General features: G+C 61.7%; 18 protein-coding genes and 1 riboswitch. Of the genes, 11 read left to right on the forward strand and 7 right to left on the reverse strand.

The genetic code is table 11. The features are described 5' to 3' along the window. Positions 1 to 372: 372 nt before the first annotated feature. Both OOZ53_RS18840 and OOZ53_RS18845 read right to left on the reverse strand, forming a co-directional pair. Positions 373 to 2,241, reverse strand: a complete 1,869-nt coding sequence (locus OOZ53_RS18840) for a CHASE2 domain-containing protein (protein ID WP_271091255.1) — start codon at positions 2,239 to 2,241, stop codon at positions 373 to 375. A gap of 108 nt (positions 2,242 to 2,349) precedes the next feature. After that, complete coding sequence (locus tag OOZ53_RS18845; RefSeq protein WP_271091256.1) at positions 2,350 to 3,033, reverse strand: energy-coupling factor ABC transporter permease; 684 nt, start codon at positions 3,031 to 3,033, stop codon at positions 2,350 to 2,352. A gap of 57 nt (positions 3,034 to 3,090) precedes the next feature. Further along, positions 3,091 to 3,301, reverse strand: a riboswitch (cobalamin riboswitch). 107 nt (positions 3,302 to 3,408) lie between these two features. On the opposite strand from OOZ53_RS18845, the gene OOZ53_RS18850 reads away from it, so the two are divergent. The 8 genes from OOZ53_RS18850 to OOZ53_RS18885 all read left to right on the forward strand — a co-directional run bounded on the left by OOZ53_RS18850 (position 3,409) and on the right by OOZ53_RS18885 (position 11,670). Beyond that, positions 3,409 to 4,152 (forward strand): HAD family hydrolase, encoded by a 744-nt coding sequence (locus OOZ53_RS18850; protein ID WP_271091257.1) that lies wholly within the window; start codon positions 3,409 to 3,411, stop codon positions 4,150 to 4,152. Beyond that, complete coding sequence (locus OOZ53_RS18855; RefSeq protein ID WP_271091258.1) at positions 4,136 to 5,089, forward strand: sugar-binding transcriptional regulator; 954 nt, start codon at positions 4,136 to 4,138, stop codon at positions 5,087 to 5,089. Before OOZ53_RS18850 ends, OOZ53_RS18855 begins: the two co-directional genes overlap by 17 nt. Before the next feature lie 167 nt (positions 5,090 to 5,256). Further along, positions 5,257 to 6,564 (forward strand): ABC transporter substrate-binding protein, encoded by a 1,308-nt coding sequence (locus OOZ53_RS18860; protein WP_271091259.1) that lies wholly within the window; start codon positions 5,257 to 5,259, stop codon positions 6,562 to 6,564. Between the two features lie 134 nt (positions 6,565 to 6,698). Continuing rightward, positions 6,699 to 7,577 (forward strand): carbohydrate ABC transporter permease, encoded by an 879-nt coding sequence (locus OOZ53_RS18865; protein WP_271091260.1) that lies wholly within the window; start codon positions 6,699 to 6,701, stop codon positions 7,575 to 7,577. Positions 7,578 to 7,588: 11 nt separating this feature from the next. Next, positions 7,589 to 8,419, forward strand: a complete 831-nt coding sequence (locus tag OOZ53_RS18870; RefSeq protein WP_271091261.1) for a carbohydrate ABC transporter permease — start codon at positions 7,589 to 7,591, stop codon at positions 8,417 to 8,419. Positions 8,420 to 8,429: 10 nt separating this feature from the next. After that, positions 8,430 to 9,431, forward strand: a complete 1,002-nt coding sequence (locus OOZ53_RS18875; RefSeq protein WP_271091262.1) for an ABC transporter ATP-binding protein — start codon at positions 8,430 to 8,432, stop codon at positions 9,429 to 9,431. Further along, on the forward strand, positions 9,428 to 10,201 hold the full coding sequence (locus tag OOZ53_RS18880) for an L-iditol 2-dehydrogenase (RefSeq protein ID WP_271091263.1): 774 nt from the start codon (positions 9,428 to 9,430) through the stop codon (positions 10,199 to 10,201). The genes OOZ53_RS18875 and OOZ53_RS18880 overlap by 4 nt, the downstream gene beginning before the upstream one ends. After that, positions 10,201 to 11,670, forward strand: a complete 1,470-nt coding sequence (locus tag OOZ53_RS18885) for a mannitol dehydrogenase family protein (protein WP_271091264.1) — start codon at positions 10,201 to 10,203, stop codon at positions 11,668 to 11,670. The genes OOZ53_RS18880 and OOZ53_RS18885 overlap by 1 nt, the downstream gene beginning before the upstream one ends. 25 nt (positions 11,671 to 11,695) lie before the next feature. Here the strand turns inward: OOZ53_RS18885 and OOZ53_RS18890 are convergent, their stop codons facing one another. Together OOZ53_RS18890 and OOZ53_RS18895 are read right to left on the reverse strand one after the other, a co-directional pair. Beyond that, positions 11,696 to 12,673 carry a 2-dehydropantoate 2-reductase gene (locus OOZ53_RS18890; protein ID WP_271091265.1) on the reverse strand — a complete coding sequence of 326 codons (978 nt, stop codon included), beginning with the start codon at positions 12,671 to 12,673 and terminating at the stop codon, positions 11,696 to 11,698. Between the two features lie 22 nt (positions 12,674 to 12,695). Beyond that, positions 12,696 to 14,231, reverse strand: a complete 1,536-nt coding sequence (locus OOZ53_RS18895) for an acyl--CoA ligase (RefSeq protein WP_271091266.1) — start codon at positions 14,229 to 14,231, stop codon at positions 12,696 to 12,698. Positions 14,232 to 14,326: 95 nt separating this feature from the next. Between OOZ53_RS18895 and OOZ53_RS18900 the strand changes: the two genes are divergently transcribed. Further along, entirely contained in the window at positions 14,327 to 15,010 is a 684-nt protein-coding gene (locus OOZ53_RS18900; RefSeq protein ID WP_271091267.1) for a fumarylacetoacetate hydrolase family protein, read from the forward strand. Between the two features lie 74 nt (positions 15,011 to 15,084). Here the strand turns inward: OOZ53_RS18900 and OOZ53_RS18905 are convergent, their stop codons facing one another. Then, entirely contained in the window at positions 15,085 to 15,867 is a 783-nt protein-coding gene (locus OOZ53_RS18905; RefSeq protein ID WP_271091268.1) for a hypothetical protein, read from the reverse strand. Between OOZ53_RS18905 and OOZ53_RS18910 the strand changes: the two genes are divergently transcribed. Together OOZ53_RS18910 and OOZ53_RS18915 are read left to right on the forward strand one after the other, a co-directional pair. Beyond that, complete coding sequence (locus tag OOZ53_RS18910; protein ID WP_271091269.1) at positions 15,841 to 16,281, forward strand: hypothetical protein; 441 nt, start codon at positions 15,841 to 15,843, stop codon at positions 16,279 to 16,281. The genes OOZ53_RS18905 and OOZ53_RS18910 overlap by 27 nt on opposite strands. Continuing rightward, positions 16,282 to 17,781: a peptide MFS transporter gene (locus OOZ53_RS18915; protein WP_271091270.1), complete on the forward strand. Its 1,500-nt coding sequence runs from the start codon at positions 16,282 to 16,284 to the stop codon at positions 17,779 to 17,781. It abuts the gene before it with no gap. A gap of 2 nt (positions 17,782 to 17,783) precedes the next feature. On the opposite strand, the gene OOZ53_RS18920 is transcribed toward OOZ53_RS18915, so the two are convergent. Together OOZ53_RS18920 and OOZ53_RS18925 are read right to left on the reverse strand one after the other, a co-directional pair. Continuing rightward, the gene (locus OOZ53_RS18920; RefSeq protein WP_271091271.1) at positions 17,784 to 18,695 is read right to left on the reverse strand and encodes a cyclase family protein; all 912 of its coding nucleotides are present in this window, start codon (positions 18,693 to 18,695) and stop codon (positions 17,784 to 17,786) included. After that, on the reverse strand, positions 18,688 to 19,254 hold the full coding sequence (locus tag OOZ53_RS18925) for a CGNR zinc finger domain-containing protein (protein WP_271091272.1): 567 nt from the start codon (positions 19,252 to 19,254) through the stop codon (positions 18,688 to 18,690). The genes OOZ53_RS18920 and OOZ53_RS18925 overlap by 8 nt, the downstream gene beginning before the upstream one ends. Between the last annotated feature and the right edge of the window lie 79 nt (positions 19,255 to 19,333).

A 19,333-nucleotide genomic window follows, 5' to 3' on the forward strand; every position in this document is an offset into this window, starting at 1 on the left:
CAGACAATCGAATCTGGATACCCATGAATCACACATCAAACCAAAAATGAATCCTGAATGTCGATTAGACCTAGAGCAATTCTGAGTTGGATTGGATCATTTGACCGTGGCGATTTTGGTCACTGGCCAGGCGGGTTGCGCGCCGTGGTGTTTACCCCACCACAAGCACAAGCCAACGACGCCAGGGGCCAAAATTGCCCGGCCCATTCATCTTTAAGCTTCAACATCTACTCTCCTTTCGAGGGTGGGGAAAATCGGCCCATCGGCGTTGTTGCGCCGCTTGCCCGATGCACCACATCGCGCTGCGCGACGCGCCTAGCCGACTGAACCGATTTTCCTCCATCAAATGCTCCAATCCAACTCAGAATTGCTCTAAGATGAACGGATTGCGTAGGCCCGTATGGTGCCGATGCCGCGCAGTTCGATGTCGCCCATATCCTCGAGTGTTTCACTGATCTGCGCGGCCGCCCTTTCGCCGACAAGGATCGATGTGCCGTAGCGCTTGTTCGCGTCCTGCAGCCGCGCCGCCGTGTTGACGGACGATCCGAAGGCCGTGTAGTCGACCCGGTCGGCGACGCCCACATCGCCCAGCACCACTTCGCCGGTCTCGATGCCGATGCGGGTGCGTCCGAACCCGGCCTCGCCCGCAAATCCCGTCTTCCTGAATTCCTCGGAGAAGGCAAGGATCTCGCGGGCACAGGTGAGGGCCTCCTGCGCGTGGTCCGGAAGGTCGACCGGCGCATTGAACAGTGCATGGATGCCATCGCCGATGGTTTTGTCGATCATGCCGTTATGGGCGATGATGATGCCGGTCAGTCCCTCGAAGTAGCGGTCCAGCAACCCCACCATCTCCGTCGGGCTGATACGTTCGGTCAGCGAGGTGAACCCTTCCACATCGGTGAACATGGATGTCGCGACCCGTTGTTCACCGCCGAGCTTCAGCAGTTCAGGTTCGGCCACGAGCTTTTTCACGACGGCGCCCGGCAGGCGCTGTTCGAAACGCCGGCGCACGACGGACTCGGCCTTTCTGACCGCCGAGAACTGGATGGTGCTGCTGACCACGGCGCCGGCCGCGATGGCAAGAACCGGTTCCATCGGCCCGAGAATGATATTGGCCACGTGATAGAGCAGCGCACAGAAAAGCAGCCAGGCGCAGATTATGACCAATGTTGATCCGGCCGCTGCCGCCGGACGCATCATGGCGCTGAAAAACGCAAGCCCGATCCCGAGGATCAGGGCCGCCACCGCCGATAACTGGCCGGCCCAACCCGGAACGAACGGATTTGAACCGGTCAGAAGGTTGGTGGCGAAGTCGGCCTGTATCTGCACCGACGGCATCAGCGGGTTACCCGGAATGGGGCGCAAACCGCCGAGCTCCGCGGCGCTTGAGCCGACAAAGACGATCTTGCCGGCCAGTGTGTCCGCTTCGGCGGATTGATCGAGAATACGGCTCGCGGGAACGGTCCGCGCTTGCTGCCGGCTTGCCGGAGAGAAGCGCAGATGCACGTTTCCGGCATTGTCCAGCCGGGTTTGCAGTTCGCCCACCCTCAGGTGGGGCGGATCGCCGAAGAGCACCACGGCGCCGGTTTTTCGGGCCAGCCGCACCGCGTCGACGGCGAGGGCCGGAAACGGACGGTCGGCAACGGCGACGACGGCCGGGGCTCTTCTGATCCTGGCATCGAAATCGCCGGCCAGCGATGCGGCGGACAGTCCTGAAGCAGCATCCAGAAACGATGCGCAGGATGTTTCTGCGCCCGGTGCCAGCCATGCCCCCGGCAGGCGTACATCCGCATCGATCGCAACCAGGCTGCGCTGCGGCGGCGTCGGCGTCGTGTCGCTCGACAGCAGGAAGCCCGAGGTGACGGGCGCGGCCTGCAGCGCCTGCTCAAGCCGGTTCACATCCGGGTCGAAATTCGAGCACGGCGGCTCGAGCACCAGATCGAAGGCGATGGCGGCCGGCCGTAGCGCAACGATCTGTTCGACGAGATCGGCAAGACGCCGGCGCGAAAGGCGCCGGCCCTCGAAGAGTTTGAGGCTTTCGCTGTCAATGTCGACGACGGCGACGGCATCGCTTGCCGGCGCCGGCCAGACCGATGCGATCGCATCCAGCGCCGGCTGGTTGAGCCGGTCCGAGACGATCTGCGGGCTTGAGAGGAAGACGAGCACGATCGCGAACGCAGCCAGGCTGCCAAGAGCGCCGGACCGCAATTCACGATTGCCGATTTTGAACGTCCGGCTCAAATGTCAGACTCGCCCGGTTGGTTTGCCGCGCGAGCCTAGAGCAAAGTTTGATCGGATTGAAGTACCCGACGGCGGACCCGGCAGTTTGCCGGGTCCGTTCCGGTCCGATCAGGCGGATGCAGTGTAGAGGCGGCGGTTGAACAGCGGACTGTTCTGGAACCGGTCCATATTCTTGGCGACGGCGAGAATGCCGAGGTCAAGGACAGGCTCCAGCAGGATCACCGTCAGATAGGCGATGCCGAAAGTGCCGACCTGCGAAAGGTTTTCCGCGCCGAAGCCGCTGCCGTAGAATGCCCAGAAAGCCACCCAGCATACGATACCGCCCTGATAGGCGGTCGAAAGCGCCAGCGTCTGCTTGTAGGAGACGTCCTTGTAGGCGGTGCGCGCCGGGACAATGCGCTTGGCAAGCAGGCTGACGGCGAACAGCGGCACCACCAGCGTCGTTATGTTCATGCCGAATTGCGGCAGGTCGAAGGGGGCGAAAAAGACGCCCTGCGCCAGCAGCCCGAGCGCTAGGCCGATGGCCGCCGGCCCGGCCCCGAAGATCAGATAGAGCGTCGCGCCGAGGATGAAGTGTACCTCGGAAACACCCACCGGATAGTGCGGCAGGATCTCGAAGAAACAGAAAACAAGGGCGGTCGTCGCCACGCTGCGGATTGCGAGCGACGAAAAGCCGCCATTGTTCCTGATGTCGTCAAACGCCAGTTTGAGGGTCAGACCGGCAGCGCCCGCTGCGGTCGCGTAGCTCAGGGCAAGTTTGGTGCCGGTAACGACGCCGGGTTCGATATGCATGGTAGTTCCTTTCCTGCACCCATCGTGCATAAACGGCACCGCCGGGATCGCGGCACCTGTTCGAGGTTGCTTCGGGCAGGTCTCCTGGCTCGCGCTTCATCACCTTGTCTTCCGCCTTCCCGGGTTTCCCCAGTGGCTTCATGGAAGCGGCTCGCGCTTACAGTTGCGAGGGCAGCCACGGATCGGGCCCGCTTTGGGTCGTCCCTACCGTGTTCCCTTTTAATCCAGCAGGCTTGGCCTGCTTGGAACCCGAACCGCGATTGTTACAATCGGGGCCTCGGTTGGACAATGCCGAATTGCGACCTGTGCAAGGATGATTTCCGGCGCGCGGCACCTGTGGCTTGATTGCCGGCGGATTGCGACTAAGGTCTGCGCATGTCGATCGACGCCTGCAAAGATCCCGTTTCGCTTGACCGCTTCCGGCCGGAACTGGTGATCTTCGATTGTGACGGCGTGCTGATCGACAGCGAGATCATCAGCGCCACAACGCTGATGCGGTTGCTCGAGGAACACGGCCTGCACATCGATCTTGCGCATGTGCAGCGCAATTTCCTGGGGCGCAGTTTTCCGACCGTCGCCGCCTCGATCCGCACCGATTTTCAGCTCGACCTGCCAGCAAGTTTCGAAGGCGAATACCGCAAAAGGCTGCTTGCGCAGTTTGAGAAGGATCTGTTCCTCAACGAGGGCATCACGGCAATTCTTGACACGTTGGCCGTGCCCTATTGCGTGGCCACGAGCAGCAGCCCGGAGCGCGTGCAGCGATCGCTGAAGATCGTCGGCCTCGACCGCTATTTCCAGGGCCACACCTACACGGCCTCGGAGGTCGAGAACGGCAAGCCCGCGCCTGATCTTTTCCTGCATGTCGCCGAGCGCGAGGGCTGCGATCCAGCCGCATGTCTGGTAATCGAGGACAGCATGCCGGGCGTCGAGGCGGCGGTCGCCGCCGGCATGACGGTGCTGCGCTATGTTGGCGGAAGCCATTTCGATGGCGTACGCTCCGAACTGGTAGCCGGACACGGCCATGGCGCGGTGTTCGGTTCCTGGAATGAATTCTACGATCTGGTCCCGGCCCTGAAACGGCGGGGAAGCGAAAGGGGAACGCGTGGCCGGCAAATCTGAGAGCGAGACGACCCGCCTGGACGATGCGGCGCGCGCCGGCTGGCTTTACTACGTCGTCGGCGACACGCAGGACGAGATCGCCCGCAAGCTGGGCGTATCGCGCCAGTCCGCACAAAGGCTGGTATCGCTTGCCGTCAGCGAGCAGTTGATCAAGTTCCGGCTTGATCATCCCATCGCGCGCTGCATGGAACTGGCGCAAATGATCCGCGACCAATACGACTTGCGCATGTGCGAGATCGTGCCGAGCGATCCGGCGGCGCCGTTTTCGATTGCCGGCATCGCCCAGGCGGGCGCCGCGGAGATGGAGCGTCTTCTGCGTTCCGAGGAGCCGAAGATCATCGCATTCGGCACCGGGCGCGCCTTGCGCGCCTGCGTCGAGCAATTGCGTCCGATGGAGTGCCCGCATCACACGGCGGTCTCCCTGCTCGGCAATATGATGCTCGACGGATCGGCGACAGCCTACAACGTCATCATCCGCTTTGCGGAGCGTATCAACTGCCGGCATTTCCCGATGCCCTTGCCGCCGCTCGCCCGCACCGCCCATGAGCGCGAACTGTTCCAGCAGCAGGAGCCGGTCAAGAATATCCTGGAGATCGCCGAGAAGGCGGATGTCACCTTTGTCGGCATTGGCGAGATCGGCGAGGCCGCGCCGATGCTGGTCGACGGTTTCATCACCCATGATGAGATACGCGCACTCACCGCGGCCGGCGCCGTGGGCGAAATCACGAGCTGGGTTTATGACAGCAGCGGCGAGCTCATCAAGGGGCTGACCAATGACCGGGTGACCAGCGCGCCGCTTCACGCCGACCCGGATCATCTGCGGTGCGGGATCGCTGCCGGTATGCAGAAGGTCAAGGCGATCCGGGCCGCCATGACGGGCCGGCTCATCAACGGTCTGATCACGAACGAGGCAACCGCAGAGCAATTGCTCAAATAGCGGGCAAATTTCGTCAGATAACAAACTATTGTTTTCACTGCATTTATTGAGCAGTGGGTACGACGATTGTGTTTCTGACACGATTTCGCGCTTGACTCTCGGAGTGCAATTGGTGAGTATTTGCTCATTAAACAAGCAATTGCTCATTGAATTCTGGGAGGAGTTCCATGGAATACACCGCTCGCACGCTTCTGGGCGCGGCAGCCCTGTCCCTTTTGGCATCGACGGCGTTCGCCGAAACATTGACCATCGCCACGGTCAACAATGGCGACATGATCCGCATGCAGGGTCTGACCGATGACTTCACGAAAAAGACCGGCCACGAGGTTGAGTGGGTCACGCTTGAAGAAAACGTGTTGCGTCAGCGCGTCACGACGGACATCACCACGAAAGGCGGCGCCTTCGACATTATGACAATCGGCATGTACGAGACGCCGATCTGGGGCAAGAACGGCTGGCTCGTTCCGCTGGACGATCTGAGCGCCGAATACGATGTCGACGATCTGCTGCCTGCGATGCGCGCCGGTCTGAGCTATGACGGCACGCTCTTTGCCGCGCCGTTCTATGGCGAGAGCTCCATGATCATGTACCGCACCGACCTGATGGAGAAGGCCGGTCTGGAAATGCCCGAGGCACCCACCTGGCAGTTCATCCGCGAGGCCGCCAAGGCCATGACGGATCGCGACAACGACATCAACGGCATCTGCCTGCGCGGCAAGGCCGGCTGGGGTGAAGGCGGCGCCTTTATCACGGTCACCGGCAACTCCTTCGGCGCCCGCTGGTTCGACGAAAACTGGAATGCGCAGTTCGACCAGCCGGAATGGGCCGAAGCGCTCAACTTCTTTGTCGGCATGATGAACGAATCCGGCCCCGCGGGCTATGCGACGAACGGCTTCAACGAGAACCTGTCGCTGTTCCAGCAGGGCAGATGCGGCATGTGGATCGATGCGACCGTTGCCGCGTCCTTCGTGACCAATCCCGACGATTCCACCGTCGCGGACAAGGTCGGCTTCGCACTGGCGCCGAACAGCGAAGGCGTTGACAAGAAATCCAACTGGCTTTGGGCCTGGGCGCTGGCCATCCCGGCAGGCACGCAGAAGGCCGATGCAGCCAAGGAGTTCATCGAATGGGCCACCTCGAAGGGCTATATCGAGCTGGTCGCCGAGAATGAGGGCTGGGCAAACGTGCCGCCCGGTGCGCGCACATCGCTCTATGAGAACCCGAATTACAAGGACATTCCGTTCGCCAAGATGACCCTGGATTCGATCCTGGCCGCCGATCCGAACAATCCGACGGTCAAGCCGGTTCCCTATGTGGGCATCCAGTTTGTCGCGATCCCGGAATTCGCCGGAATCGGCACGGAAGTCAGCCAGGAGTTCTCCGCCGCCTATGCAGGCCAGCAATCCGTGGAAGAAGCGTTGGCCAAGGCGCAGGCCCTGACCAACGACGCTATGGAAGCAGCGGGTTACCGCTAGGCTTCTCCTCCCATAGCGAAACCGGAGGGCGGCGCCGCGACCACTGCCCGCCCTCCGGCGACAACAAACCGTAAAACCCTTTACCGATCGTCTGGACTGGCGTCACACTGTGCAGCCAACACAGGAGGTTTGTCATGGCGACCCAGCATTCCCGAACAGCAGCCCGCTTCATGATGGCGCCCGCTGTATTCCTGCTTCTGGTTTGGATGCTGGTGCCGCTGACGATGACGCTGTTCTTTTCCTTCAAGAAGTATCTTCCGCTCAGGGGCGACTCGATGGCCAATGGCCTCGAATGGGTGGGATTTGCCAACTATGTGCGCTTCGTCGGCTCCAGCTCGTTCTGGCCGAGTATCCAGGCGACACTGATTATCGTTGGCGGTGTGCTCGTCGTCACCATCGTTCTCGGCGTCCTTTTGGCCATGCTGCTGGATCAGCCGATGTGGGGCCAGGGCATCGTCCGCATTCTCGTGATCGCGCCGTTCTTCGTCATGCCAACGGTTTCGGCCCTGGTGTGGAAGAACATGTTCATGGACCCCAACAACGGTCTGCTCGCCTATCTCTGGAAGGCCTTCGGCGGCACGCCCGTGGAATGGTTGAGTCAGGCGGCCCTGCCGTCGTTGATCATGATTGTCAGCTGGCAGTGGCTGCCCTTTGCGACGCTGATCCTGCTGACCGCCATCCAGTCGCTCGACAGCGAGCAGCTTGAAGCCGCCGAAATGGACGGTGCGCCGGTTCTCGCACGCTTTTGGTTCATCATCCTGCCGCATCTGAGCCGCGCCATCACCATCGTAATCCTGATCCAGACGATCTTCCTGCTGTCGATCTTCGCGGAGATTTTCGTCACGACCGGCGGCGCGTTCGGCACCAAGACGCTCACCTATCTGATCTTCCAGCGCGTGCTGGAAAGCCAGAATGTCGGCCTCGGCTCGGCCGGCGGCGTCTACGCCATCATCCTGGCCAACATCGTCGCGCTCTTCCTGATGCGCATTGTCGGCAAGAACCTGGACGCGTGAGGAGATAGATCATGGCCCGAGCTGTCACCAACAACCGCAAGGCGTTCAACACGGCATTGGCATGGCTGGTCGGCCTGCTGATCTTCTTTCCGATCCTGTGGACGGTCCTGACCAGCTTCAAGACCGAAGCCCAGGCGATCAACGACCCGCCGCTGTTCCTGTTTTTCGACTGGACGCTTGAAAACTATTCGGTTGTGCAGGAACGCTCCGACTACCTTCGCTATTTGTGGAACTCGGTGTTCATCGCCGGCGGCTCGACGCTGTTGGGCATCGTCATTGCAGTGCCCGCCGCCTGGTCGATGGCCTTTGTGCCGTCCAGGCGGACCAAGGATGTCCTTTTGTGGATGCTGTCGACCAAGATGCTGCCGGCGGTCGGCGTTCTTTATCCGATCTATCTGCTGTTCATACAGCTGGGTCTTCTGGACACGCGCATCGGGCTGACCATCGTCCTGATGCTGATCAACCTGCCGATCATCGTGTGGATGCTCTATACCTATTTCAGGGAAATTCCCGCGGAAATTCTGGAGGCGGCGCGCATGGACGGCGCGTCCCTGCGCGAGGAAATCCTCTATGTGCTCACGCCCATGGCCGTTCCCGGCATCGCCTCGACAATCCTGCTCAATTTCATCCTGGCATGGAACGAGGCGTTCTGGACGCTCAATCTGACAGCCGCCAATGCCGCGCCCCTGACAGCGTTTATTGCAAGTTACTCCAGTCCCGAGGGGCTCTTTTACGCCAAGCTTTCGGCTGCCTCGACAATGGCGATCGCACCGATCCTCATTCTCGGCTGGTTTAGTCAGAAGCAGCTCGTGCGCGGCCTGACATTCGGTGCGGTGAAATAGGAAGTACGTCATGGGAAAGATTGCACTCAAACACGTCACCAAGTCCTTCGGAGCAACGGAAGTCATACCGCCACTGGATCTCGATATTGAAGATGGCGAGTTCGTGGTCTTCGTTGGCCCGTCCGGTTGCGGAAAGTCGACGCTCCTGCGGCTAATCGCCGGCCTTGAGGATGTCACCAGCGGCATGATCGAAATCGACGGCAACGATGCGACGAAGGTGCCGCCCTCCAAGCGCGGTCTTGCCATGGTGTTTCAGTCCTATGCGCTCTACCCGCACATGTCGGTGCGCAAGAACATCGCCTTCCCGCTGCGAATGGCGAAGGTCGACGAGGCCGAACGCAACCGCAAGGTCGAGGCCGCGGCCGACATTCTCAATCTCACCGATTATCTCGAGCGGCGGCCGGGTCAGCTGTCGGGCGGTCAGCGGCAGCGCGTTGCCATCGGGCGGGCCATCGTTCGCGAGCCCGAGGCATTCCTTTTCGATGAACCGCTGTCCAATCTCGATGCGGCGCTTCGGGTCAATATGCGCCTGGAGATTTCCGAGCTGCACCAGTCGCTCAAGACCACCATGATCTATGTGACCCACGACCAGGTCGAGGCCATGACCATGGCCGACAAGATCGTCGTGCTCAATGCTGGGCGTATCGCCCAGGTCGGCTCGCCGCTGGAGCTGTACCGCTCGCCGCAGAATATCTTTGTCGCCGGCTTTATAGGTTCGCCGAAAATGAACTTCATCGAGGGCGAGGAGGCCGGCAAGCACGGTGCCCACACGATCGGCGTGCGGCCGGAACATCTCGCCCTGTCGACCGACGGTGGAACCTGGGAGGGCACTGTCGGTGTCGCCGAGCATCTCGGGTCCGATACCTTCCTGCATGTTCATGTCGATGGCATAGGGGCGTTGACCGTGCGCGCTCAGGGCGAGGCCGGCCTCAACCATGGCGACCGCGCCCATATCACGCCCGACCCGGAACGCATCCACCGGTTCGACAGCGACGGGCTGGCGCTCGCATGAGAAGATTTGAGGGCAGGAATGTGCTGATCACAGGCGCTGCGCGCGGGATCGGCAGGACCTTTGCGGCAGCATTCGCCGGCGAGGGCGCGCATGTTGTGATCGCCGACATCGATGTCGGGCGCGCACGCGAGGCGGCCGGGGAAATCGGAAAGAAAACCCATGCCGTTGCGCTCGATGTGGCGGACCAGCAATCCATCGACCGGGCGGTCGCCGAAGCCGATGCGATTGGCGACGGCATAGACATACTGGTCAACAATGCCGCCCTGTTCGATCTGGCGCCGCTGACCGAAATCTCGCGCGAGAGCTATGACAGGCTCTTTGCCGTCAATGTCTCAGGCACCCTGTTCACCATGCAGGCGGTCGCACGGGCAATGATCGCCCGGGGTCGCGGCGGCAGGATCATCAACATGGCAAGTCAGGCAGGTCGCCGGGGCGAGCCGCTGGTCGCGGTCTATTGCGCCACCAAGGCCGCGGTCATCAGCCTGACCCAGTCGGCCGGCCTCGCGCTCATCGGCGACGGAATCAATGTCAATGCCATCGCCCCGGGTGTCGTCGACGGCGAACACTGGGACGATGTGGACGCCAAATTCGCAAAATATGAGAACCGGCCGCTTGGCGAAAAGAAGCGTCTGGTTGGCGAAGCTGTTCCCTATGGGCGCATGGGTTCGGCGCAGGACCTGATCGGCATGGTGTTCTTTCTCGCCGGGCCGGAATCCGAATATGTCGTCGCGCAGACCTATAATGTCGATGGCGGGAACTGGATGAGCTGATGACGGTAAAGCTTGCCCAGGATACCCTCAGTGCTTTGCCGCCGCAGGTGGCGGTGCCGGCCTACGACCGCTCCGCACTCACACCGGGAATCCTTCATATTGGCGTCGGCAATTTTCACCGTGCCCACCAGGCCGTCTATCTCGACCGGCTGTTCGACCTCGGCCATGATCACGACTGGGCTGTGATCGGCGCCGGCATTCTGCCGGGCGATGCGGCCATGCGCCACCGGCTGAAGGCCCAGGATTGCCTGACCACGGTTATCGAACTTGCGCCCGACGGCCTTGGCGCACGGGTCTGCGGCGCGATGATCGATTTCACCGACACGGATGCGGGCGCAATCGTATCTGCGCTCTGCCGCCCGGAAATCAGGATCGTCTCGCTGACGATCACCGAAGGCGGCTATTTCGTCGATGCCAAGACCGGCGGTTTCGACACGGACAATCCGCAGATCCGCGGCGACATTGAAAATGCGGACGATCCGCGCACCGTGTTCGGCATTCTTGTCGCCGGCCTCAAGCGCCGCAAAGATGCCGGATTGGCTCCCTTTACCCTTATGTCCTGCGACAACCTGCCTGAAAACGGCGATGTGACCCGCAATGCCGTTGTCGGCCTGGCGACGGCGATCGATCCGGAATTCGGCGACTGGATTGCGCGGAACGTCGCCTTTCCGAACGGTATGGTCGACTGCATCACGCCCGCGACATCCGATCGGGAACGCGCCATGGTGTGCGACACATTCGGCATTGCCGACGCCGCGCCGGTGACCTGCGAACCGTTCCGCCAATGGGTGCTTGAGGACCATTTTCCGGCCGGCCGCCCGGCGCTGGAGAGGGTCGGTGTCGAGTTCGTCGACGATGTCGCCCCTTACGAGCTGATGAAGCTGCGCATCCTCAATGGCGGCCATGGTGCGATCGCCTATCCGGCGGCGCTGCTCGGGCTGACCTACGCGCATGAAGCCATGGCGCATCCCCTCATTGGCGCCTATCTCGAAAAGCTGGAACTGGAAGAGATCATCCCCACGGTGCCGCCCATCGACGGGGTCGATTTCAACGGCTATCTGTCCGCTGTCGTCGAGCGCTTCTCAAACCCGGCGGTGCGCGATACCGTTTCACGGCTTTGCCTGGACGGCTCCAATCGCCAGCCGAAATTCATCCTGCCCGCCATTCGCGAACGGATCGAAAAGGGTTTGCCCGTCGAGGGCCTGGCGCTCGAGGTGGCCTTGTGGGCCCGTTTTTGTGCCGGCACCGACGATGAGGGCCGCGAGATCGTCGTCGAAGATGAAAATGCCGAAATGCTGAAGCAGCGCGCGATCGCCGCCCGTTCTGACCCGTCCGCATTTCTCGAAATGGAGTCGGTATTCGGCGGCCTGCACGAGAGCGGTGCATTCCGGAGCGCATTTGCGGATGCACTCCAACGAATCTGGGCACACGGCACCGGGGCGGTGCTGCGCGACTACATTCAGCGATAGCGGGCGCGTCTCCCGCAAGCGGGCGTTACCCGTAGAGCCCCGCGGTGCGCCCGCGCAGCGCGATCAGCGCCAGCACGGTGTCGATCGTCGGCGTCGGCGTATCGGTGATGCGGCCGAGTTCCTGGACGGAGCGGACAAGAGCGTCGATTTCCATCGGCCGACCGGCATCCAGGTCCTGCAGCATGGAGGTGCGATGCGGGCCGACGGCGGCGCCACCGTCTATGCGGCGTTCGACATCGATGGGAAAAGTCACCCCGAGCTTTTCCGCGATCGCCTGCGCTTCGAGCATCATGTTGCGTGCGACACTTCGCGTTCCGGGGTCCGTGCAAAGCACGTCCAGCGTGGCGTGCGTCAGCGCCGAAATCGGATTGAAGGAAAGGTTGCCCCAAAGCTTGACCCAGATCTCGTCGCGCAGCTTTGGGCGCACCGGCGCTTTGAGCCCGGCGCCGCTCAATGCCTTGGAAAGCGTCAGCGCGCGGTCCGATTTCGATCCGTCCGGTTCGCCCAGCGAAAACCGGTTTCCCTCGATATGCCGGACGGTGCCGGGTTCGACAACCTCTGCCGCCGGATAGACAACACAGCCGAGCACGCGGTCCGGGCCAAAGCCGTCCCACTGCCGGTTGCCGGGATCGACGCTTTCCAGTCGCGTTCCTTCCAGCGGCCCGCCGATCTTGTGGAAATACCACCAGGGCACGCCATTGACACCGCTGACAATGGTGGTGTTCTCGCCGATCAGCGGCTGCATCGCATTCACCGCCGGCGGCACGGAATGGGCTTTGAGCGTGACGATGACATAGTCCTGCGGGCCGAGCGCCGCCGGATCGTCGCTGACGCTGACGGGGACCGCCAAACGTTCCCCGTCTTCAATGAGGGTCAGGCCACGATCGCGCATCGCCGCGAGGTGCGGTCCGCGCGCCACGAGGCTGACATCGGCTCCGGCCCTGGCGAGTTTGGCGCCCAGATAGCCGCCGATCGCGCCGGCTCCGAATATGCAGATCTTCATCGAACTGATCCCCCGGACATTGTCACGCAGGATCGGCCAGGCCGAGCTTCTGTGCAAGGCCGATGCGTTGCAGCTTGCCCGTCGCGCCCTTCGGAATCTCGTCCAGTATGACCACTTTGCGCGGCACCTTGAAATCGGCCATGCGCGTCGACGCGAAATCACGGATGGCGCGCTCGTCGGCGTTTCCGCCCTCGTGCAGCACGACGGCAGCGGCAACCTCTTCACCGAGCTTGGGATGCGGCAGGGCGAAGGTGACCACCTGCGCCACCGCCGGATGGTCCATCAGGACGCCGTCGACTTCCAGCGGGCTGATCTTCTCGCCGCCGCGATTGATGATCTCCTTCAGCCGGCCGGTCAGCGTCAGATAGCCCTCATCGTCAAAGGAGCCATTGTCGCCGGTCCGGAACCACCGGCGGCCCTCGGCGGAAAAGAAGCTCTTCGCGTTTGCCTCGTCATTGTTCTCGTAGCCGGGCGTGACATTAGGACCGGAGATGACCACTTCGCCGATGCCGTCAATCAGCCGGTCGTCGCTTTCGTCGGCGATGCGCACGAACGGCCCTGCTTCGATACCCACGGAGCCGGGTTTCTGGGCGCGTGGCGGCAGCGGGTTGCTCGCCATCTGATGAGCCGCCTCGGTCATGCCGTAAGCCTCTATGACCGGCGCCTTGAAGGTCTCCGCCAGCGTCAGCATCACCTGTGCGGGAAGCGATGCCGACGACGAGCGCAGGAACCGTAGCCCGGTCGCCGCGATGATATCGGCATTACGCCCCGCGCGCGAAAGGATCGCCTGATGCATGGTCGGAACGGCCGTGTACCAGGTGGGTCTCGCGTCCCGCATCCAGCCGAAGAAACGCAGTGCATCGAACCCCGAGGCGCACCAGATCGACGCGCCGGCGGCGAGCGATGCCGTCACCGCAGCGATCAGCCCGTGGATGTGAAACAGCGGCATGACGTTCAGGCAGCGGTCCTGCGGTGTCAGCGCCAGCGATGTGCGGATGTGATCGGCGGAAGCCGCGACATTGGACTGCAGCAGCGGCACGATCTTCGGCCGCGATGTTGTGCCGGACGTGTGCAGGATCAGTGCCACGTCATCGGCATCCGGTTGTGTGCCGGCGGCCAGCGGGCCCGGCGGCGCGTCAGCGGCAAGCGAAAACCATCCGGCCGGTTTGCCGGCATCCGTTTTCAGCCGCAGGACGGCGACACCGAGCCGGTTCGCCGCGTCCAGCGCCGGCCCCTCAAATCCGTCCGGCAGGATGATGGCGCGGGCTTTCAGGTCCTCGAGATAAAAGGCGAACTCGTCGGTGCGGTAGGCAGGGTTGAGCGGTGCAGTGACAGCCGCCTGTGCCACGGTCACGAAGGCCGTTGCCATTTCGGGACCGTTGGGAAGCACGATCGCAATACGGTCCGTCACGGCGATACCCATGCTGCGCAGCGCCTCCGTCACATCAAGCGCAAGGCCGCGCAGGGCGCCGTAAGTCAGCCAGTCCCGGTCCGGCCCGCCAATGGCGGGAAGATCTTCTTCATGGCCTGCAAGCAGCGCCCTTATGGTATCCGTCATGTCTTTGTTTCTCTTGCGTCGTCGCCCGGTGCATTTGATTTAATGCAACGATCTCAATATGTCGAAGCGGATTCGAGATAATCGAGGAGGTTCTCATGTCCAATTTCGTGATGGCACCGCCCGAACCGGTTTCGATCCCGGTCGCCGGCGGCGGCCGCTTTCCGGTGCGGCGTGTCTATTGCATCGGGCGCAACTACGCCGCCCACGCGGTCGAGATGGGCCACGATCCGGACCGGGAGCCGCCCTTCTTCTTCCAGAAGAACCCGGACAATCTCGACGCATCGGGCGAGTTTCCCTATCCGCCGAAAACGTCGGATGTCCATCACGAGGCGGAACTCGCCGTGGCGCTGAAATCCGGCGGAACCAACATCTCCGTACCCGATGCGCTGGGGCATGTTTTCGGCTACGCGCCGGCCCTCGACATGACGCGACGCGACCTGCAGGGCGAGGCGAAAAAGATGGGCCGGCCCTGGGAGATCGGCAAGGCGTTCGAGCGCTCCGCCCCGATCGGACTGCTTGAGCCGGCCTCCTCGGTCGGCCATCCGGACAGCGGTCGTATCGAACTCAAGGTCAATGGCGCGCTCCGCCAGCAAGGCGATCTCAACCGGATGATCTGGAAGGTGCCGGAGATGATCGCCTATCTGTCGGACTATTTCACGCTCGCCGCCGGCGACGTGATCCTCTCCGGCACGCCCGCCGGCGTCGGCCCGGTCGAAAGGGGCGATGTAATGGACCTGACCATCGAGGGCCTCGCAGCGTTTCGTGTGGTCGTTGTCTGACCGCACGGGCGGATCGGAAGAGGAATCCTGATACGGGTACCGTGATGACAGGCATTGCCTGCGATAGGTGACAATCAGTCGATCACGTCAACCGTATAGCCGGCTGCACGAAGCGGATCGGCCGGAAGATCGAGCGTTGCCCCGTAGCGATCCTGTTCGAGCAGCGTGTTCGCGCCGAACTTGAAGCTCAGGCCGACCTTGAAGGCGTGCTCGTACAGACGGTCGTCATTTGAGCCAACCGTGTTTTTGTTGACTTTGACATAGTGGCCGTCATAGCTGGCGAACCAGGCAAAATGGGTGGAATCGATCTGCCGCTTGTAAAGCACTTCCCAGCCGGCGAAGGCTATATCTTCCGGTGTGCCGACATTGTTCGTTCCCTGGCCGTAGGTGACTTCACCGGACAGCATCGCGTTGGGGGTGAAAAAATGCCGGATGACGCCGCGTGCGAACCAGGCGTCGACAAGCGTTTCCGAATCGTTGCCGTCGGTGTCGAAATACCCCGCCTGGCCGTAGAAGGTCGTGTTGCCGAGATAATATTGCCCTTCACCGCCAACCATCCAGCCGGTTTCGTGCTTGTCCGATACGACACCCGGCTCGTCAACGAACGCTTCGCCGACAGCGGCGAATCCGCCAAGCAGAAAGGCGTTCGGGTCGCGGTAGCTCAGATGCGCGCCGCCCAGGATCTGGCCGGCATAATCGTCTGTTGCCGGGTTGGTGGCGTTGTCGAAATCAAACTCTCCCGACAGGTCCAACTGCGCGGAAAACTGGTCGCCGATCGGTATGTTGACCAGCGCCTGGCCGCCGCCGCGCCATGTATCGGGTGGCAAGTCTTGAGTGCTGCCCAAATCTGGGTCCATGAAGACATATCCAAGCCAGAAATCGGCCACGCCGGAGGTCAGCAGGCCTTTGGCTGCCGGCTGTTGTGCAGGCGCGGCCTCCTGCGCATTCGCAACGAAGCCTGCGGGAAACGTCAAAAAGCAAAATATCGGAAGGGAGAGGAATGTTTTTCTGGACATCGTATTGAACCGTTCAAATCCGCTAGTCTATCTGAATCACTTTTGATCTATACGAATCACTCTACATCGTATTTGGTGCAAAATCATCAGAATCAAGCAGAGGTTGAAAGTGTGATCCCGATCGCCCGGGTCAACCGTGGCATAAATGCTGCGCTGGTCGCAGTTGGATTTGGCGCCACGCCGGCGCATAAGCTAAATGGTCACCACAGCCCGGAGAACTTCCATAAGTCCCGGCTGCACCTGCCGGAAGATTGAGTGCTTCCTCACAACATACCGCTGTTGAAGAGCCCCGCCGCCATGAAATCCCAGCCGAAAGGCTTTTATCTCCTCTTCCTTGTCGAGCTGTGCGAGCGCTACGGTTTCTACACGGCGATCTTCCTGCTCGTTCCTTATGCGATCGGCAACGTCGGCTTCTCGGAGGTCGAGGCGTCGCTGCTCTACGGCACCTATACGGCGCTGATCTATTCGACGACCTTCGCCGGCGGCATCATCGCCGACCGTCTGCTCGGCTTCCGCGCGGCAACGCTGGCGGGCCTTGCCATCATGGCCTGCGGCTCCTTGCTCCTTGCCACCGGCGTGAAAGCGGCCGCCTTTATCGGCCTTGCCGCGCTGCTCGTCGGAAATGGCTACTACAAGCCAGGCGTCTCCAGCCTTCTGGGTCTGCTTTACGACAAGGACGATCCGCGGCGCGACAGCGGCTATACGCTTCTGTACATGGGTATCAATATCGGCGGCGGTGCGGCGGCGTTGGGGGCAGGGCTGTTGTCGCGCGAATTCGGCTACCATACGGCATTCCTGATTGCCGGGCTCGGCAAGCTGCTGGCCTTTGCCGCTTTGCTGGCGGGCAATCGCCTGTTTGGCGGGGCGGGAGCAGCGCCCGCCGGACGTCCGCTGATACGGACCGATTTTGCCGGGCTTCCGAACCTTTTATGGCTTGCCGCCGGCACAATCGCGGTGGTCATGATCGGCAACCAGCTTCTTTTTCATGCCTTCGCCGCCGGCGAAATCATCGCCGTCATCTGCGTTGCCGCTTTCGGCTACTTTCTGTTCACCGTCCTGCGCCTGGAAGCAGAAAGCCGACGGCGCGGGTTCGTCATGCTGATGCTCTTTGCATTCGGCGTCATCTTCTGGGCTGTCTACAACCAGGATGCCGATACGATCCTGCTCTTCATCGGACAGGCCGTCGACCGGACCGTCTTTGGGATGGATGTCCCGGCAAGCGCCTTCCTGTCGCTCAATTCGCTGGTCATCATCGCCGGCGCGCCGCTGATGTCGGTTCTGTGGTTCCGGCTCACATCGCGCGGTATATCGCCGTCCGACAGCGCCCGCTTTGCCATCGGGCTTGTGCTGCTCGGCGCGGCCTATTGCGCGCTGGCGCTGGCGCCGCCGGGCGCGGGCGGCTTGATATCGCCTCTTTGGCTGGTGGCCTTCTTTTTGCTGTTCAGCGTTGCGGAGCTGTTGGTCGAACCGATCGGACTTTCCATGGTCAGCCGGCTGGCAACGAAGGAGTTGATGGGCTTTGCCATGGGCATGTGGTTCATGGTCCACGCACTCGGCAATTACAGCAGCGGTCTCCTGGCGCAACTTGCGACAGTGCCCGACGGAACCGGTCTGGCCGGCAAAGAGACGATCAGCCAGACGGCGTTCCTCGACTACGGCCTGCTTGCGCTTGCCGCCGGTCTTCTGCTGATTGCGCTGCTGCCGCTGATCGCCCGCCGGCGCGGCGCCAAAAGCAGCAACAGCCAGAACGGCTGAAATTATGTGCTCTGGTCCAGCAGTCTGACATGCGCACGCACCGGAAATGTTCCCATGCCCTGGATCTTTGGCGGAACCGCGAAGAACTCGAAACCTTCGACCGGCACCTGGTCCAGATTGCAAAGATGCTCGACAATAGGGATTTCGCCGGCCAGCAGTGTTGAGTGGACCGGGCGGGTGCCACCGGAGGTGTCGTCGATGTTGAGGGAATCAATTCCAACGACCGTCGCGCCATTATCGCGAAGGTAAACTGCTGCCGCCTCGGTGAGAAACGGATGGTTTTCAAAATAGTGGTCGGTGCCCCAGTGACGGCTCCAGCCGGTGTCAACCAGCACCGCCTTGCCGCGCACATCGGCTGCGGCGAAGATCGGCCAGTCGATGGCACTCCCGTCATTGCCGGCAACCCTGACCACAAGGCCGGGAACGCCGGAAATTCTGTCGAGAACAAGATCTTCCAGGTCATGCCCGTTGCTGTATCGGTGGTAGGGCGTGTCCAGATAGGTGCCGGTATTGGCGACCATCTCGATCTTCCCGATCTGGAACTGCGTTCCTTCCGCGTAATGCTCCCTCGAGCCGGCGAATGAAAGATGGTCGCAGATCAGCGGCGCGGGAAGACCCTTGTAGGTCATCATCCCGTCAATAATGGTGTGACTGAGGTCGATCAGCTTTTGTGTTCCGGTATCCGCGCCAGCGTTAATTTGCCCGGCGCCCTTGTGCTGTTCCTCGATGATTTTCTTGTCGAGGATCCTGATCTCACCCACCATGAGAAGGCCGAGATTGCGGATAATCTCGGCGGACAGCGCTTCGTCCGTGATGTCATCACCGGCAATATCGAGACGAAAGCCCTGGCCCTGGATGCCGCCGCCGTTCGAGAATTCGATCTCGAAATCGAAACACACCCTTTTGTCAGCCATGGTTCGCCTCTTGTGCTTTGGCGGCCCGGTGGCGCCGGACCTTGGCGCGGTTGCCGCATCCCGATGAGGAAGAGCACCAGCGGCGGTTCTGGGGTCTGGAATTATCCTGAAACAGCATCTGGCATTCGATGCAGCGGCGGATCCGGATGGAGGCCGGTTTGCTCAGGCAAAGCACCGCGTCTGCGGCTGTCGCTGCAAGCGCGGCATCGACCGGATCCCTTACCACGTGCCGGACCTCCCCATCGACCCATTGTGGTCGGGGATCGGTGTTTGCCGCGAGACGGTTGATCAGGTCGATATCGTCCGGTTCCGGGCTTTGCTCTGAAATGATTGAGGTCGCGCTTTCGAAGATGGCTTCGCGCAGCGCTTTGGCCTCCATCAGTTCCTTTTCCGAAACATCTGATATCGGGCTGTCCGAGAGGCCTGCGGCCACGATCCACCGGCCCAGCGCATCGGGCGTGTCGAGCAGATCGTGCGGGTCAGACGCACGGTTGGCGATCGTGTCGACAAGGTTCAGTGAAAGGCAGCCTGCCGTGAACTCAAATGAGGTTCTTTTCATGGGACCTATTGCATTCCTGTTCGAGTTGCTTATTTTGATGACACCTGTTTAACAGGTTACATTTGAAAGTGCAAGCCCG

The sequence above is a fragment of the Allohoeflea poritis genome, assembly GCF_027889715.1.
In the GTDB taxonomy this organism is placed as follows: domain Bacteria; phylum Pseudomonadota; class Alphaproteobacteria; order Rhizobiales; family Rhizobiaceae; genus Hoeflea_A; species Hoeflea_A poritis.